The organism is Mucilaginibacter rubeus (assembly GCF_003286415.2).
Lineage (GTDB): Bacteria > Bacteroidota > Bacteroidia > Sphingobacteriales > Sphingobacteriaceae > Mucilaginibacter > Mucilaginibacter rubeus_A.
Genome location: NZ_CP043450.1, coordinates 3,323,173 through 3,340,692 on the forward strand (window position 1 = coordinate 3,323,173; position 17,520 = coordinate 3,340,692).

Below are 17,520 nucleotides of genomic sequence, written 5' to 3' on the forward strand. Positions count from 1 at the left end.
GCTTATTTTATTTAAATTTGCCAAATGTTTATTCATTCCAGCCAAAATATAGATACAGCTACAGCCGATAACTTTTTCCGGGATATTGACCAATATCCCGAATCCGTTTATGTAATTAACTGGAAAACAGAAAGAAACTTCCCCAACCATAACCACAAAAAAGGTCAGCTGATTTACATAGAAGGAGGCATTGCCTATATTCATTTAACCGATAAAACTTTGGTAATACCGGCAAGGCATTATGTATGGATCCCCGGCGGGATGATGCATTTTGTGGAAATGCACAAATCGGCAATTACCCGCACGGTATATTTTTACTGGCACGATGATAACAGCAACCCGTTTTACACCAAAGGCGGAATTTACCCCATCAATAATTTATTACTACAGATGCTCATTTACTCCGAGCGCTGGGACGGCAATGTATTCCCTGATGAACAGGCATTCCATTTTTTAGCGGGAATAAAGGCGATTTTGCCGGAGATCAGCGAAAAATCTTTACCTGTAGCCTTACCTACTACAGATAACACCCGGATGCACCCTGTGCTGGATTATATGAATAAAAACGCATTTGAACCGCTAACACTTTCATCTGTAAGCGAAGAAACCGGCTTTAGCGAAAGGACACTTTCACGCCTTTTCCAATCAACCCTTAACACTTCGTTTTTGCAATATTTTAAATTGCTAAAAATGGTAAAGGCCATTGAGCTGATGCTGCAAACCGATATGTCTATGAGCGAGATTGCTTATAAATTGGGATACAATAGTTTATCGGCCTTTAGCGCCATATTTTACCAGCTCACCAATATCAGGCCATCTGATTTTGCCAAGCAGCTGAGGTAATTACATCAACCGCTCCAGGATCCTGATGTTTGCGTCGCTCGCCTCGCTTTCCTTAAAGGCTTTACTTTCATAAACCTCTTTACACCATTTGATCACTTTATCATCCGGATACTTCTGAATTTCTGCATCCAACCAGTTGATCGCCAGAGTGCGGCCATTCAGCTTTTCAATAGCCCAGGCGGTTACCAAATGATTAGCCGAAAGGAAATTACTTACCGTATTATCTATTTGAGGCTTAAAGGCTGTTATTTTTTGCAGATACTGTGTGGCTTCATTAGTCTTACCCATTTTGGTATAGCACAGGTAACTCATCCAGTCTTCCAATCGCTCGTCAATATTTTCGGCATAGGGTTTACCTACACCCAGGTTTGCCGGCCATTTTTTAGCCTCGGCTATGTAATTTAAAGCTGCTTTGTAGTTTTTAGTATCGATCTTTTGAACCGCCTGCATCAACTCGGTTTCCCGGTATAACTCGCGGCCAATCGTCGCGCCTTCAAAAGGTAAGATATCAATGTGCGATAACAGCTCACCGCATTCGTTGTACCGTTTATTCAGGAGCAATATTTTGGCGTACAGCATACCAATAATGTAATTATCACGGTGCGATTTATAAAAGGGTTCAACAGTAGTTAGTGCTTTGGCATATTGCTTATTATTAACATAATATTCGCCAAGCAGCTTATTATAACGCCAGCCTTTATCAAGTTTGGCTGCGGTATTTAAATCTGCCAGAACATTTTCTCCTGTTTGCATTGCAGCCCGCGCTACATAAAATGGTGCAAAATCTGGTTGGTTGCCACATGCAGCAAACAACTTTTTGCTTTCGTCAAGGCGGTTCCGGTCTTTGTAAAGCAATGCCAGAAAATACTTTGGCTTCCAGTTATTACTTTGTTGCATAGCCCATTTTAACACACCTTCATCACTATTGCGGAAAGGAAATACAAATGCCGCCGTTGCTGTATTGGCTTTATTTAAGGCTTCACTAAATGGCTTTGTTTGCCCTTGCTGCAAAAATGCCAGTTTATAGTACACAAATGCGCTGGCTGGCGAAAGCAGTAAAACCTTTTCACTTTCTTCTGTACAACCGTTATGATCATACAAATTTGCCAGATCAAGGTAACTTTCAATAGGCTGTTCATTCCGAATCATTGATGTAAAAGCCTTTTTTGTAGCTTCAGATTGTTGCCATAAATACTGTTCAAAGCTGGCAAAATGATTAAGCGGTTCGTATGTCAATATGGTGTCTAAAACCTGCTCGGCATTTTTGCGCTCGTTTAAATGCCGGTAAGCTATAGCTTGTACCTGTAGGGAAGATATATCAAACCTGTTAAAATCCAGCGCTTTTGAGGCAAACTCCAAAGCCTTCACATCATTCTTTTCTTTTAAATACAAACTACTCAAAGCCGAGTAAGCCGCATTACGATATTCAACCGATAAACCGGCTATATCAAAACCATCTTTAGCATCAGCCACGTTACCCAGTTGCGCGTTTATGATGCCATAATAATAGTTTGCAGCACCATCATTAGTATTGATACTCAAGGCAGTTTTGGCAAAAGCCAAAGCTTCGGCATAACGCATATCACGGTACATCAGCGCTGCCGATTGTACCAGTGCCGGCAAAAAGTATGGATCTTTTTTTAATGCTTCCTGCAGTTTTTCTTCGGCCTCGGGGTACATTTTTTGATCCATGAACTCCTTGCCCTGGGTGTATAAACCATAAGGGCTATTCCAGTCAAAATCCTTTGGCAAGTCAACCGGGCGATTAAGGTTATCTGCTTCAGGCTTTGAATTATAGATAAGTTTATTAGTACCTAAAGTTACCAGCACATCCCCGACATCAGCCTTAACCGAATCTGCAAATAATTGTAAGGGTTGCAATGTTACCTTTTTACTGTAGATCACCTTATCACCCTGCTTTACTTTCAGCGTATCGGCTATTTTTTGAACCGGGTTAAAATACAGTTTCAACAAGCCGCCATCAGTCTTCACATTAAGCGCGCCATAGTTATTTGCCTGTACAAAGCCCTTGGTTTTGAGTACCGGGTACCAGTATTCTGTCCAGGTATCTGAAGTGCCGGGCGCAAAACCTTTGTGTTTGAAAGGTGTGAACGTGCTTTTAACTGCGGTTTGGTTAAACAACCTCCCCGATTGAATTTCAGAATACTGACCATCGTTATCGGTAAGCTGCTTTTCCCAGATCATGCCCTGATCTGACAGTCCCCAGATCCAGATCTTTTTACCCGCTTTATCTTCGTGACCGCCATAACGGGCCATACCAAAATCATCGTTATGCCAGTAAGCACCGAAAAAATCGGTGTACTTGCCAAACACATGGTATGATTTATAACCACCAAAATTGTTATTATCATAAAAGGAAAGATCTTTCCCGTTCTGTTTATTGATGGGCCAGTCGGCGTACTCCCCCTGATGACCGAGGTATTTAGTACCGGGGAAAATATATTCAAGTTTACCGCTGGTTTTAATACCGGTATTCATCCAGTGGTAATAGGGTTGTTCAAGCGGTGTTGAGTTATGCCAGAATGATTTTGTAGTGAAATAAGCTTTATCTGCCGGAAGGTTTACTTCCATTGTCCAGGTGGTATTGGTAAGCAGGTCAAGCACGCTGATGAAACAACTTACACTGCCATCGGCATTTGTACGGGTAAGGTAGTCGACCGGGGTAACCGAATTTGGTGTATGCCCAATGATACCGTAATTAGGTTCGATGCCACCGCTTGTCCAGGGGCCGCGCATGGCAATGTCCCTGAATTTTACTACATGGTTTTCATAAACAATTGGTTTACTTGTCGATTTTTCAACTGCCGACCAGATCTTGCCGCCTATCTGGGGTAAAATGGTTAACCTGATATACTCGTTTTCCAGCTCAACTATTTTCCACTCCTTTTGCACCGGTTTATCCGTAAATCCGTCGTAACGGAAATACGGATAAATATTGGTGAATGCCGGTATCGGATTAGGATCCGAAAACGGATAAGTGGTAATAGCTTTAGTATACTCGCGGATACTTGCCGTTTGTTGGGCAAAAGCCTTCAGGCCGCCAATGCAAAGGCATACGGCGATAAACCATTTTTTATTCATGTTTCCGTTTATTTAATCACCAGTAACCAACCTTTACCTTTTTCAACCGGGATCCTATCGGTCAAGCCAAATGTTTTGCCTGGCTGATAGCTTTTAATTTCCGGAGCCGTGATGGTTGCTTTGGCCGGATCGATGCCTAATTTTTTCCAGTCGATATTTAACTGAAAATCTGAATCATCATCTTCCCAACTGGCAATGGCTACCATGGCAGCGCCATCCTTTTTATAAACGGTTGCTATAACCTTGGCTTTATCGGTTTTTACCGGATTATCATCAACCCAGTAACCAATCATTTTTGTGCCTTTCATACCAAAATTATCCCAGGCTTTCCAAATCGGGCGCGGATCTGCACCATCGCTCCAAGGCATACGGTTAGTCATGCCGTAAACCATGCCACGCCATTTGTTACCGCCGCCCTGTAACATCTCGCCCATTAAACCAAAAGGAATACCGCTCACTTCAGTCAGGAAGAAATCAGGATCATTTTTTTCGTAATCGAAATACTCACCAAACCATAAACGGTTTAGATAAGGAAAATGCTCCATATACAGGTTAGCACTATTATTGAAACCGTGCTTTTATTGTATTGATTAGCCGAGTGCAGATCGATAATTCCCGGGTGACCATCTTTAGTCAATACACGTTTAATACGTTTCATGGTAACACGGTCAAAAGCCACATCATCCAGGTAAATACCATCGATACCTACGTTTTGGGTTAGCCAATTCATACCCTCCACATAGTAATTATGCCAACGGTTCATGCCGCTGTTAATGATGGCAGCATCTTTAATTTCGGGTACAAACCAGGCAGCTATATAATCATCGCCCACATGTTCCTGCAACCAGCTAAAGCCGCCACCCTTACCCGGCGAATAAATTTCGTGTCCTAAACTGCGCAGCGCGAAAGTTTCATAGGCGTGATTAGATAACTCACGGATGGTATTATAGATCTTCACCTTTAACCCGGCAGCATGGGCCGAATCATCATAGGCTTTCATTTTTTGCCATGCAATAAACGGATAGTTGATAGTAGGGTTTATCGCGGTAGCATGGTGAATATTGATAAGCGTTGCTCCCGCTTTCTTAATTGTGTCAATAGGTTTATATGAATGATAAAACCTTGTAGCCCACTGAAAATCAGTATTAATGGTATGGAAAGGTGTTACCAACAGGGTAAAGTTATAATAAAGCTCGTCGCCTTTTTTTAGATCACGCTCGCCGCTGTAATTGTTGGCTAATACAGCATTACCATCAAATGCTACCTTAATACCACCTTTGTTATTATTGCCCCAAGAGGTTGGCAGTAATAAAGGCTTTTGTAGATAAAAATTGGTATTTAACGGACGAACATATTTTTCGTCCCTCAATGAATACTGTAAACCGCCGTTCACATTACCAATCCAGGCTCCATCCTGGTTTTTATGGGCTACATCCCATTTCCATTCAAAGTTTTCGGGGCGATAGCCTCCTTTTTGACCGAGGCCCATCATATATTTAGCAAAATCCTTTTTAAAAGGAATGTGCATGGTAATATCTTTCAGGCTAACATCTTGCGTGGCTTTCACTTTTACTGTATAAGCCATAAAACCGTCAAACTCCAGAGAAGCGGTCACATCCATCTGCAGGCTATCATTAGCACTTACCGCAGTCCACTGCACTGTGCCGGCTTCTTTTTTGGTGAATTGTACACCCTGGCTTTTCAGGTTTATTTTTTTGCCAGCGGCGTCGATAAAATGAAAGTGGATACCTTCGGTAAGCAGGTTACTAGGAGCCGCGGCGTACTCCGTCATCTCCGGCGTAAAATAAGTCTGGATCTGTTTTGGGAAACCATCTTTATTCACTTCTACCTTACGGCCTAACAAACTTATGATGCTACCGCTGATTTCAAGCGGGGTATACGGCGCGATAACCGTATTTTGTTGTGCCATAGTTGAGTTTAACCAACCCAGGCGGGTCATTTTGTAAGGTTCGCTTACACCGCCATCTTTTGAAATCTTGCTATTTACTTTAACCGACAAAGCAATTGCCTTAGCTGGTTTACCGTTGATGCTGATAGTTGCCTTACCACTATAAACCGAAGGTAATATTGCTGCAGGCACATCTACCCCACACCATAAGGCCTGGATCTCGGCTTTCGCCACGTTCACAACCTTAGTAAGCGGCTTAGCATCATAAGTGGTACCGCCTGTATTGATACAAAACAGAGCAGAAGCCGGAATAACTTTACCTGTAGCAGATTTCAAATCACTAAATGTTACCTGTACATTTTCGATATCCTTCAATGCATAAATACCAAGCTGAAATGCAAAGTTTTCGCCACGGGCAGCTTCACCGGTATATTTACTTTGCGGGCCAAGTTCAATCCAGCGTTGCGGCAAATCTTTGTTCATGCGGATAGAGTTCATCCTGTCTTCCGGGAAAACCAAAAATGTTTCAGATTTGTGCTTATTCAGTAACGCTTCGGTTTCTGCTTTGGTAGCAATCACCTCCATAGGGTAAAAACTGTTAAAAGCATCTATCGACTGAAATTCTTTTACCGAAGCTAAAGGTGTTTGCTTGCTATTTACAGCACTTAGCCATTCGGCTGAGGCTGTATTTTCGGGTTTGAGGTAAACACCTTTAGGATAGTTTGAGCGCCCCTCGTTTTTGTAAGGCATGTAATACACAAAGTAAGTACCCTTGCCCGACGTTGGCTCAAAATACAGTTCACCGCTTTCACGGTTTACTGAACCAATTTTTACGTTGGTTATTTTTTGTTTGGTTTTAGCATCTTCAATAATGATCCGCTTGTTCTCGGGCTCATTATCCCTGCGCCTCCAGTTAATCACCGCTTTAGCCACTTTACCTGTACCATTAAAGGTTAATACCACACGATGGTTACCCAATGAATCGGCCAGCCAGCATTTATCGCAATTGGTATAAGGTACTTTTTGTGCCGAAGCAGCAAAGCCCGATAAAAGGAAAGTGATAGCTAAAAATTGTTTTTTCATGAAATAAATTTAGTCAGTCTTTTTATAATGTTGTTTCAAGAATTATAATTCCTAAAACCGCCGCCGCTCGGCTCCGGCCGAGTGGCAACTATTTCGCGGCCTCTGACCGCAGTGTTAAGCAGGCCAGAGGCATGGAGATAGCGGTCACTCGGCTGGAGCCGAGCGACCACACTTATTGTTTTTTAAATAGCAGGTTTTATCCCCTGCCCTTCCCAATAGTCAATGATGGGCTTATACGGGCCGTATTTATGTTGCTGCTCTGAGAAAGGATCTTTAAAAGGCCCTTTATCATAATCAATCGCTTTTTCTTCGTAATGCGGATAGTCAACTTCCTTAGTGGTTTTAGGCAACGGACGTTTGTGTTTTTTATCGTCATTAACAAATGCGGCTATATCAAGCGCCTCTGCGTCGGTCAAAAAAGGTTTTCCTTCGGCTGTTTTATCATAAGGCATATTCCCTTTTAACCATTGCGCCAACTTAACCACACGGTGCATGCTTGAACCAGGACGATAAGCCAATAATCCCCATACCGGCGGATACTCGTAAGTTACATTATCAAAACGCATTTTGCCTTCGCCATTTTTGGCATGGCAACGCTCGCAATTTTGAGCATATAAAACCTCGCCCCTGTCTGATGAAGCCGCTACATTGGGCAGCTCAACCTCCATATTTTTTAAACCTTTGGTGGTTTTAGAAACATTTGACGAATCGCTCAAAAACTTAAGGTAAGCCATGATCGAGATCATCTCTTTTCCGTCCAATGGCAAAGGTCTGCCCAGGTTAGGGCGCATTACGCAATTGTTGATGCGTTCGGCTAAGGATAAAATTCTACCTTCTCGTGCGCGGTACTGCGGATAATCACGAAACGACCTTACCAGGTTAAAGGCGTATGGCCTTGTGCCTGCGTCGCGGTGGCAATTGGTACAGTTCATTTTATTACCGGTATAATGACCATTAATACCTTCGGGGCCTATATAATAGGCAGTATGCAGCATCAATTCGCGGCCATAACGTACGGCATCACCGTATTTACCGCCGGGCATTTTGCCGGTATCTACCGAAACAAGACTCTCAGCAGCAGAATCAGCCTTATCCGCTTCTTCCGCTTTGCTTCCGCTGCATGATACTAACTGAGCAACGTTTGCCAAAGCAAATAACAGCAACAGGAAAGTTATATATTGATATTTCTTTTTCATTTTTAATGATCTATGGTTTTAAATATGGATCAAGCTGTTCGTATTTAATGAAACCTGCACGGTAAGTAGGTACTGATGTTTCCATTGTCCATTGTAATACACCTTTATTATTTGCCAGTACTATAATGTGCCTTTTTGAGCAGCAAACCAGCGTAGTTGTATCATTGATCAGGTAGGCGCTGCCCATCCTGCCGTTAAAAATTTCTTTAGGAAGTGTGATGTGCATGGCAATGGATGAGGTCTGATTTTTTTCATCAATTTTCATGGCATACACACCAGACTGGTGTTTCTCTACACCGTTATCGAAGAACATCAGGTTTCCCTGTTTATTGATATGGGCGGCATGGGCCTGGGTAAAGTTGCAATCGGCTGGCATGGCAATGGTGCCGCCTTTACCAAACTTGTAAATCACTTTACCATTATGGGCATCAATTTTCCAGATCTGCCCGTTGTTGTAGAACGACATCAGGTAATTGCCGTCTGTATCATAACTGAGACTGTTGGCATGCATCCAGTCTTTTTTAGTTTTCAGAATCTTAGGATCTTTCAGCGGATCCATAACATCAAACACACTCCATTTATAAAGCTGCTTGCCGGTTTTATCCATCACCATAATGCCATCGCCATTAACCGTATCCTTTTTACCGCCACCTATTGCAGTAAGGTCCATCAAGCGCTGATCGACAAAAATAGTTACCAGCTGGCCTTTATCATTCTTCAGAATCTCGTGATGGATGGTTTGCTTGAAATCGCCCTGTCCTTTGGTAAGGTGCAGCAGCGTATCGCCAAGCATGTTGATCTCCAATATCTCACTACCGTAACTGGTTGACTCATCATTTCGACCCAAAATTGAGAGCAGCGTTCTATCCTTAGTAAAATTGATCACTTTAAAACCCAACCTGTCAATCATGTGGTACCACCTGATCTGCCCTTTTGTATCAACCAAAAATGCTACACCAGGCGCATAACGCTTGTTGATGAGCATCAAACCGTCATTAAACTGTGCCGGCAAAGTGGCTTTAGCAGCTGTTTTCGCGTGAAACTGTTCCTGCAAAAACAATGGCAATTGGTGCGATTTAAAAGTATGGGGTTTGCTCACCACGGAGTCGCCACCATCAACAGTTACAATATGATATGAGTAAGTAGTATCAGGCAAAATATTACAAAGCACAAGCTTATACGATGTACCATTGCCCGTAGTGGTCGACCGGTATTTTACCGGCTGCTTGCCCTCTATCCAGTATTCAGCATACAGATCAACAGGCTTGCTGGTCATAACCTCAAGCTTAATTTTCAACTCGTTGTTATTGTACAACCCTATATGAATTTCTTTTACAAGGTTACCGCCCGAGCAACCACAGATGACTGAAACTAACAATCCTGCCGCTAAAACTTTAAACCAATCCTTCATCACTAAATTTTGTAATACCGGTTAAACAGTAAAGAATATACAGCCTTTGGCTGTATATTCTTTACCAATATTTGAATTTTTATGCTTATTGCTGCCTGCCCGCATTATTCAGGTTAGGGTTGATGTTAACCTGGTTAAGCGGATATGGGAAATACTCATCGCGCGGCAACTGTACGGTATTGGTTTGACCAATACGTTTCAGGTACGCATTCACGATCACATCATATTTACCAAAACGTTTCAGGTCTGCCCTTCTTTTGCCCTCGTAATACAATTCCCAGCCACGTTCCTGCAATAATGCATCGCGGAAAGTTGCCTGCGTAAGGTTAGCCTGTACTAACAATTTGGCGTGTGACCTGCCTTTAACCTGATTTACCAGTGAAACAGCTTCGGCAGTCGGGCCTCCCAATTCATTCAAAGCTTCAGCGCGGCTTAACAATACGTCGGCATAACGTAAAACATCAACACTATGGCCATCATAATAAGTGTTAGCACCGTTAGGGTCGGCATATTTCATAGTTGCAACATCCGGCATATACAATACGCCATCCGGAGCGGTAGCACCTAACGAAGGCGCTTGTTTATGAGTTAAGCCGTCAACACCCTGGTATTGGGTAAAGAACATTTTTTTACGGTCATCCTCGTCGCCATAGCTATTGTAAAAATCCCAGGTAACGGCGTAATACTGCCACCTGTCGGTTAAAATCGGATGGCTCAACGGACCAAAGTGGTTCAGCAACTCGGTGCCATTAACGTTGGCATCGCTCAATACCGAGAAAATATTTTCAGAGCACCATGTGTTTGTTTCTTTAAACAAACCTGAATATGATGGATATAACTGATAAATACCTAAGTCCATCACCTGTTTGGTTAAATCGGCCGCTTTTTGCCATTGGTGCTCGCGCAAGTAAACCTTGGCCAGCAGGAATATAGCTGCACCTTTGGTGGCGCGACCAACATCGTTACTTGTATAAATATCACTTTTGGTATAATCGGCAGGCAATACAGCGCTTGCATTTTGCAAATCGCCGATCATCAAGGCGTCGACATCAGCTACCGGACTTGGCGGCGTTTGAGCTTTGTAATCAGGGTTGGCTATATCTTTCTCGGTATTCAGGATCACCGGGCCCCATGCGTCGGTAAGATCAGAATATGCGATAGCGCGTAAAAATTTCAACTCGGCCAAGAATTGATTTTTCTGAGCGTCTGTGATACTTTTCATTGCCGAAATGTTATAGATAGCGTTATTGGCGTTAGCTACCAACTTATAGATCTGCCTGTAATCCTCAGCTATCAAGCCGTTGGCCGAATTCCATTGCACCAGCGATAACTGCCCCGGGTCACCTGCATAGCTACAGTGGCCCACATCGGTAGTTAAATCGGTAAGGGCGAAATGTCTTACCGTCCAATAATCAAAGTTATCACCAACTGCCGGACCTTTCAAGCGGGCATAAACCGCGTTAACAGCTGCAATAGCATCTGACTTGGTAAGAAACGCGTTTTGGCTTGTTAAACTGCTGTATATTTTAGGTTCAAGGCTGGTCTTGTTACACGAAAACTGTGTAATCACCGCCGCTGCCAGGAGTAGAATATTATATTTTTTCATTTGATTTAAATTTTGTTGATCCCTTGAATGGATAATTTCATTAATGGATAGATGCTTTAATACCGAATGTTACAGTTTTAAATGCAGGGAACGAGTTAAAGTCCAAACCACCGGTGGTAGCCGACCTTAACGCTACCTGGCCTGGGTGTGCATTGGTATCATCGGCATGTACGTTTGCTTCAGGGTCGGTGCCTTTATACCCTGTAATAGTCCACAGGTTCTGAGCTTCGGCGTAAATCCTGATGCCCTGCAAAATTTTCATATTCTGAAATAATGAGGCGGGGAAGTTATACGCCAGCGTAAGCGATTTTAAGCGAACGTAAGAAGCATTTTCAACAAAACGAGAGTTTACATAACTACCGTAAGTGCTCAGGTAATAACCCTCACGCGGAACAGATGTATTTTCATTTTTACCAGCAACAAACCTGTTCAATGCAGCGGCACCTGTGGTTGACTCCAGTACCATGGCATTCATGTTATACAGGTAATAGTCAAATGCTCCCTGGAAAAATATACCCAGATCGATGCCTTTGTAATGGAAATCATTACCGAAACCTGCCATATAATGCGGGTTGGAGTTGCCCAGGTAGGTGCGGTCGGCCGGGGTAATTACACCATCGCCATTAACATCTTTATATTTAGGATCGCCTGCTTTTGAGTTTGGTTGCGGAGCGTATTTTTCGCCGGTTTTTATAACACCTTCGTAAACATAGCCGTAAAGCTCGCCTAACTCAATACCAGGTACAACACGTGTAAACTCCTGTCCTGAAACGGTACCGCTTGGGTTAGCCGTGTTAGTGCTTATTATCGAAACACCAGGGCCTAAATTCAATGTCTTTTGCTTGTTGTACGCAAAGGTAACAGTAGTATTCCATGACAGGTCTTTACTGCGCAGGTTACTTGTATTTAGCGAAAGCTCGATACCTCTGTTTTGAACAGCACCTCCATTGATGTATTGGGTTCCATTAGTAGCCCCCCATTGTGCTCCGATGGGAACCTGGATAAGCAGGTCGGTGGTTTTTTTGCTGTAATAATCAATACTTGCATTGATACGGCCATTAGCAAAGCCCATATCTAAACCAATATCCAATTGTCTTGTTGCCTCCCATTGAAGATTGGGGTTTGCAAGGTTTTTAGGTTCGATGCCTGTTTGTAGCTGACCGCTTCCGTTAAGCACTGTACTGTACGGCCCAAAGGTTGCAAGATATAAACTTGCAGGGATACGGTCATTACCGGTAACACCGTAGCTGACACGTGCTTTTAAATTAGAAAAAGTATTCAGATTTTTTATAAAATCCTCATCGGTTAATTTGTAAGCTACAGCGCCAGCCGGGAAAAAGCCCGAACGTCTGTTTGAACCAAACTGTGACGAGCGGTCGTCGCGATATGAGAACGACGCCAGGATTTTGTCTTTATAAGCATAATTAAACCTGGTAAAGTACGATGTAAGGAAACCTTCTGCCTTGCTGCTTCCGTAGCCATTACTTAATGATCCGGCATTTAAATTATAGTACAGGAACGCGTCAGTTGAAAAGCCTTTTGCTCCGGAAAGTAATGATTCGGCAACATCTTTTTGGTTTGATGTACCTAACAACACGGTAAAATCATGGTCTTTTTTAATATTGAACTTATAGGTAAGGTAGTTTTCAGTAATCCATCTGAAGTTTGAATAGATCTGCTCTGCGGCCACACCACCCTGTTTTGCACCCGCGATTGTTGTTGTCGGCAGATATTGCCCCGTAGTGGTTTGATTAAACTCAGTACCTGCATTTAGGTGATAAGTTAGGCCGTTGATGATCTTATAATCCAAACCAATATTAGCGTTAATTAATTTGTTGCCGCTGTTGTTAGTTGGTTCCAAAAGGCCCGCCAACGCGTTTGTTTTTGTGCCTTGGGTAACATAGTAATTGTAAGTACCATCGGCATTATATGGCGTTACGTTAGGTGGTGCTGTAAGCAAACTGAATAATGGCGCGGTGATATCGCCCGAGTATGATTGTAAAGTTGCGTTTGAGTTTGCACCATAAAAATTAGCGCTAATCTTCAGGTTTTCATTTACGGTTTTCTCGGCACCAATCCTTGCGGTGTACCTTTCATAGCCTGTACGTTGCAATACACCTACTTGTTTTATGTGGTTACCTGCAACATAAATCTTTGAATTTTGGTCGCCTGCGCTTAGGCTGATACTTTGATTTTGAACAGTTGCGTTGCGTGTAGCCAGCTTTAACCAATTGGTATTAGCTACCTGGAAACTTGAAGGATATGGCTGCGGTTTACCGTCTTCAAGAGCGGTCGCGTTTTGAATATCGGTATACTGCTGACCTGTTAACAGGTTAGGCTTGTAAGTTAAATATTGGGTACCGCCTGATATATCGGCATCTAATGACACTTTACCGTTTTTTCCTTTTTTGGTAGTGATCAAAACAACGCCATTACCGCCCCTTGAACCGTAAATAGCAGTTGCAGATGCATCCTTCAATACCTGAATGTCTTCAATGTCGTTCGGGTTAACCTGGCTGCCTGCCTCACTTATAAAACCATCTACAACATATAACGGAGCTGTTGAAGTGTTGATGGAGTTACCACCCCTCACGGTAATATTGATACCGGAACCGGGTGCAAAGCTGGCTTGTTGTACCTGTACACCGGCAGCTTTACCCTGAATGGCCTGGCCTATATTAGATGTAGTACCGCCAAGGGTCAGGTTATCACTTTTTATAGAACTGATTGAACCGGTAAGGTCGCCTTTTTTAACGGTACCATAACCAACCACAACCACTTCGTTCAGTTTGTTAAGATCTTCCTGTAAGGTGATGGTGACATCCGTTGAGTTACCGATGGATACTTCCTGGGTTTTGAACCCTACATAAGAAACAACTAATACCGTTGAGTTCCCCTTTAATATAAGTTTAAACTTACCGTTCACATCGGTAGAGGTTGTGTTTTTAAACCCTTTTTGGGTTACAGTGGCTCCAATGATAGGGCCATCTTTATCTTTTACGCTACCGCTGATAGTTGTTTGCGCACTCGCAAGTATGGGCAATAATAATAGCAGGCAACAGCACATTACTTTAAAAAGGCCGCTGATCTGCCTCCTTAAATAAATGTGTTTGCTGAAGCCCTTGTCGGGGTTTGAGTAAATTTTAATCATACGTGGTGGTGTTAGTATTAATTAATTGTTAGTTTCCTGTTGTGATTTAGCTTTGTTTTTGAATATTGGAAATTAGAAATACAGGATTTTGAAAGCAAAAAAACACCCCTCCAAACACAGCGCAAACGTTTGTTTTGAGCAAAATCACGCTTACGCAAACGTTTGAATCAAAGTATTTTGTGGCGATAGAACTCAGTTTTTGAAGGCTTTTGCAATTATAAACGGGTCGACCAGGGTGTAAACTTCAACGATTCTGCGTATTTCGGGATCAGGCCTGAAGAATTTGATTATGAGCTGGTTGAAAGCTCCCATGCCATTGCGAGGAGGAACGACGAAGCAATGGCATACTATACAGAAACGCTTTGCTTCCGTGCGATGGCTTCGTACCCCGCAATTACACTTTTATTACTCTTTGTAGCGGCACCATTGATATTCCCTTAAAAAAGTAAAGCCTGGCTTTTGGCCAGGCTAAACATAGTACATGCAAAAAAATATAAACGATAATTAAAAGCCGCTGTCATCAAGCGCGAAGGTATTTTTGCGCTCTTTCCACTTGCCTTTGGTAAAATCAGGGAATGCTACGCTGGCATTGCCTTCTTTTAATGATTTGGTTGATAAAGGAGTAATTACACTCATGGTAACAGAATCATAAACATCAATAGGCGTTTGGCGTTTTTGCTTAACCGACTCTACGAAAGCGTTAAATACAAACCAATCCATACCACCGTGACCTGCTCCTTCGGCAAACTTTTCATATTTTTTCCAAAGTGGGTGATCATATTTGTCAAACCATTCTTTTGCCGGATCCCATGAATCATCTTCTTTTGACTTATGGTCGATGTATACGCTTTTGTTCACATCCATCCATAAGCCTTTGGTTCCCTGCACCCTGAAACCTAATGAATACGGGCGTGGCAGGTGCGTATCATGGCTCAGCAATACCGTTTCACCATTGGCGCAGTTGATCATGGTAGTGGTTACGTCGCCATTTTTATAATGGATCTTGGCATTCGGGTGACCGGGCGATAATTCCTCAACGTAGGCCGATAAACCACGCGCTTTTGAACTAAAGGACACAAGGTTGGTAAAACGGTTACCTGCATTGATATTAGCATAATGCATACACGGACCAGCGCCATGCGTTGGGTAGATATCGCCATCTACATCAATATTAAACTGGGTGCGCCATTGTGCTTCGCTCAGTGCTTTAGGGCCAAACTCAACGCCGCCGCCGTAATAGTGCTTGCCGTCGTTGAATAATACACCTCTCAAATTGTGCTGATAACCACCCTCTAAATGAACGATCTCGCCAAATAAGTCCTGGCGTGCCATGTTCAATGCCGCCATTACATCACGACGATAGCAAACGTTTTCAAGCGTCATGTACGGCATCCCTGTTTTTTCTGAAGTATTAACAATATCCCAGTGGTCTTCAACAGTAAGACCTGCAATTACTTCGCATCCTACATACTTTCCGGCTTTCATCGCGTCAATGGCTTGCGGATGGTGAAACTGCCATGGTGTGGCTATAATTACCGCATCAATATCCTTATGATCAAGCAGTTTTTTGTAGGCATCCAGTCCGCCGGTGTATTCTTTTACAGGTGCATGGCCTTTTTTGGCGATGTATTCGCGGCAAATTTTCAATGAGCTTTCCTGGGTATCGCAAATAGCCACGATCTCCACATCATCGCGAAGCAAACCTTCGGCAATATGGCTCATGCCACGGGCGCCTACACCGATGTAACCTAAACGTACCTTTGCCGGTGCCGACGCAAACAGGCTTCCTGATGGTAAAATGCTAAAACCGGCGGCAGCTATAGCGCTGGTTTTCAGAAATTGTCTTCTTTCCATATATAATATTGAGGTTTTTGGGGCTTATTTATTGGGTAATTTTTCAAAATCAATTACAGGTTTCTTTCCTGTTAGCTCACGGTCATAAGGAGTTTTGAGCTGAATATATTTATTAAAGAAACCGCCGTTTTGCAGGAAAAATTTGTTGCCTTCTTTTCCTCCGGCGTAATCCTTACGGTAATTGGCATTTGCTGTAGCATCGCCCGTGTATATGGCATGTGTAAGCTCCTGCCAGTTGTTATCGCTATCACCTATCCATTGATTGGTAAAATACGCCCTGCGCACCTTATCGCCGTTTTCAGGTTCAAAATTTTCTACAAACGAATATAAATGCGTTAAGTAGGTAGCCTTTTGCGGCCGGGTGAAGCTGGCTATTAAGAACCATTTACCGGCTGATACATCTTTAAAATAAGCTGTATAAGTAGTGGTGTGCTTTGCATTGTCAGGCTCGGCGCTTAACAAGAATGCATAGGCTTGTCCGTCTTTCCATGGGAAAGGCATATAGCTTTGTCCGCCCGAACCCTCATTGCCAAACTCGCCGATATGAACAGTGCTGCCGCTTTTTATCAATTTAATACGCATGCTATCTGGGATGCTTTTAGGATCTTCGGTATTAAAAGGGCTCCATACCGAAAACAGCACCCGGCGTTCGGTAGCCGAGTTTACCTGCATACCAAAATACCCCTCACCAAAACCATCGGCCATAAAATATGAACCTATAACGTCCTGTCCTTTTGGCACTATGATCTCGTTATAAAACCATTTTACTTTATTCTCCTTGTCTGCCGCAACTGGATAGCGCAAGTGCACCGAAGGCCCCCTCCTGCCAAAATGGAATGAACTTCCTTTGGTAACATAAGCAATATCATTATCCGCCTTTTGCAGCGTAACCACCAAATCAGAAACATCAGCATAAACGGCTCCTGTTTTATTGATACCTTTAAGGCTTAGCTTTATATAACCGGGTTCAACATGTAGCTTTCCAAAACTAACGGTATCAAATGCTGCATTGCTTAGTTTTTTCACAAAAGCTTTTTTTCCTGCTGATAACTGCAATGTGCTATTGCCTTGCGGAACACGTACTACCAATGCAAGCTGAATATCCTGCGCGGTACTTAGCCTAAAATAAATATCCGCTGTCGATTTAGGGCTTTTCAGACCTGTTAAACCTTCATCGGTGATAGTATCGGGCGCGCTTACCCAGGCATTGCCGCCAAGCGGAATTATATGGCGCAATTTGGTTGCGTCTATACCTGTCTTTTGCGCTACGGCAAACTTGCTACCGATCGTAATAAATAATAGTGTGAAGTAAAATATGGTCGTTTTCTTAATCATTGGCTTATCAAGCTGGTACGGATTTATAAA

General features: G+C 42.9%; 8 protein-coding genes and 1 pseudogene. 1 reads left to right on the forward strand and 8 read right to left on the reverse strand.

What is annotated here, in order from left to right; genetic code table 11:
- The first annotated feature begins 24 nt into the window (after window positions 1–24).
- Window positions 25–843: an AraC family transcriptional regulator gene (locus tag DEO27_RS12980; protein ID WP_112574227.1), complete on the forward strand. Its 819-nt coding sequence runs from the start codon at window positions 25–27 to the stop codon at window positions 841–843.
- On the opposite strand, the gene DEO27_RS12985 is transcribed toward DEO27_RS12980, so the two are convergent.
- From DEO27_RS12985 to DEO27_RS13020, 8 genes and pseudogenes are all read right to left on the reverse strand, one after another.
- The gene (locus DEO27_RS12985; protein WP_112574228.1) at window positions 844–3,945 is read right to left on the reverse strand and encodes a DUF5107 domain-containing protein; all 3,102 of its coding nucleotides are present in this window, start codon (window positions 3,943–3,945) and stop codon (window positions 844–846) included.
- An 8-nt stretch (window positions 3,946–3,953) separates the two neighbouring features.
- Window positions 3,954–6,937 (reverse strand): annotated as a pseudogene (locus DEO27_RS12990) (glycoside hydrolase domain-containing protein).
- Between the two features lie 182 nt (window positions 6,938–7,119).
- Complete coding sequence (locus DEO27_RS12995; protein WP_112574229.1) at window positions 7,120–8,133, reverse strand: c-type cytochrome; 1,014 nt, start codon at window positions 8,131–8,133, stop codon at window positions 7,120–7,122.
- 10 nt (window positions 8,134–8,143) lie between these two features.
- On the reverse strand, window positions 8,144–9,544 hold the full coding sequence (locus tag DEO27_RS13000; protein ID WP_112574230.1) for an aryl-sulfate sulfotransferase: 1,401 nt from the start codon (window positions 9,542–9,544) through the stop codon (window positions 8,144–8,146).
- A gap of 85 nt (window positions 9,545–9,629) precedes the next feature.
- Entirely contained in the window at window positions 9,630–11,150 is a 1,521-nt protein-coding gene (locus DEO27_RS13005; RefSeq protein ID WP_112574231.1) for a RagB/SusD family nutrient uptake outer membrane protein, read from the reverse strand.
- A 40-nt stretch (window positions 11,151–11,190) separates the two neighbouring features.
- On the reverse strand, window positions 11,191–14,301 hold the full coding sequence (locus DEO27_RS13010) for a SusC/RagA family TonB-linked outer membrane protein (RefSeq protein ID WP_112574232.1): 3,111 nt from the start codon (window positions 14,299–14,301) through the stop codon (window positions 11,191–11,193).
- Window positions 14,302–14,805: 504 nt separating this feature from the next.
- A complete protein-coding gene (locus DEO27_RS13015; RefSeq protein WP_112574233.1) occupies window positions 14,806–16,155 on the reverse strand; it encodes a Gfo/Idh/MocA family protein in 1,350 nt (449 codons plus the stop codon).
- Window positions 16,156–16,179: 24 nt separating this feature from the next.
- Complete coding sequence (locus DEO27_RS13020) at window positions 16,180–17,490, reverse strand: DUF3472 domain-containing protein (protein WP_146750086.1); 1,311 nt, start codon at window positions 17,488–17,490, stop codon at window positions 16,180–16,182.
- Window positions 17,491–17,520 lie beyond the last annotated feature (30 nt).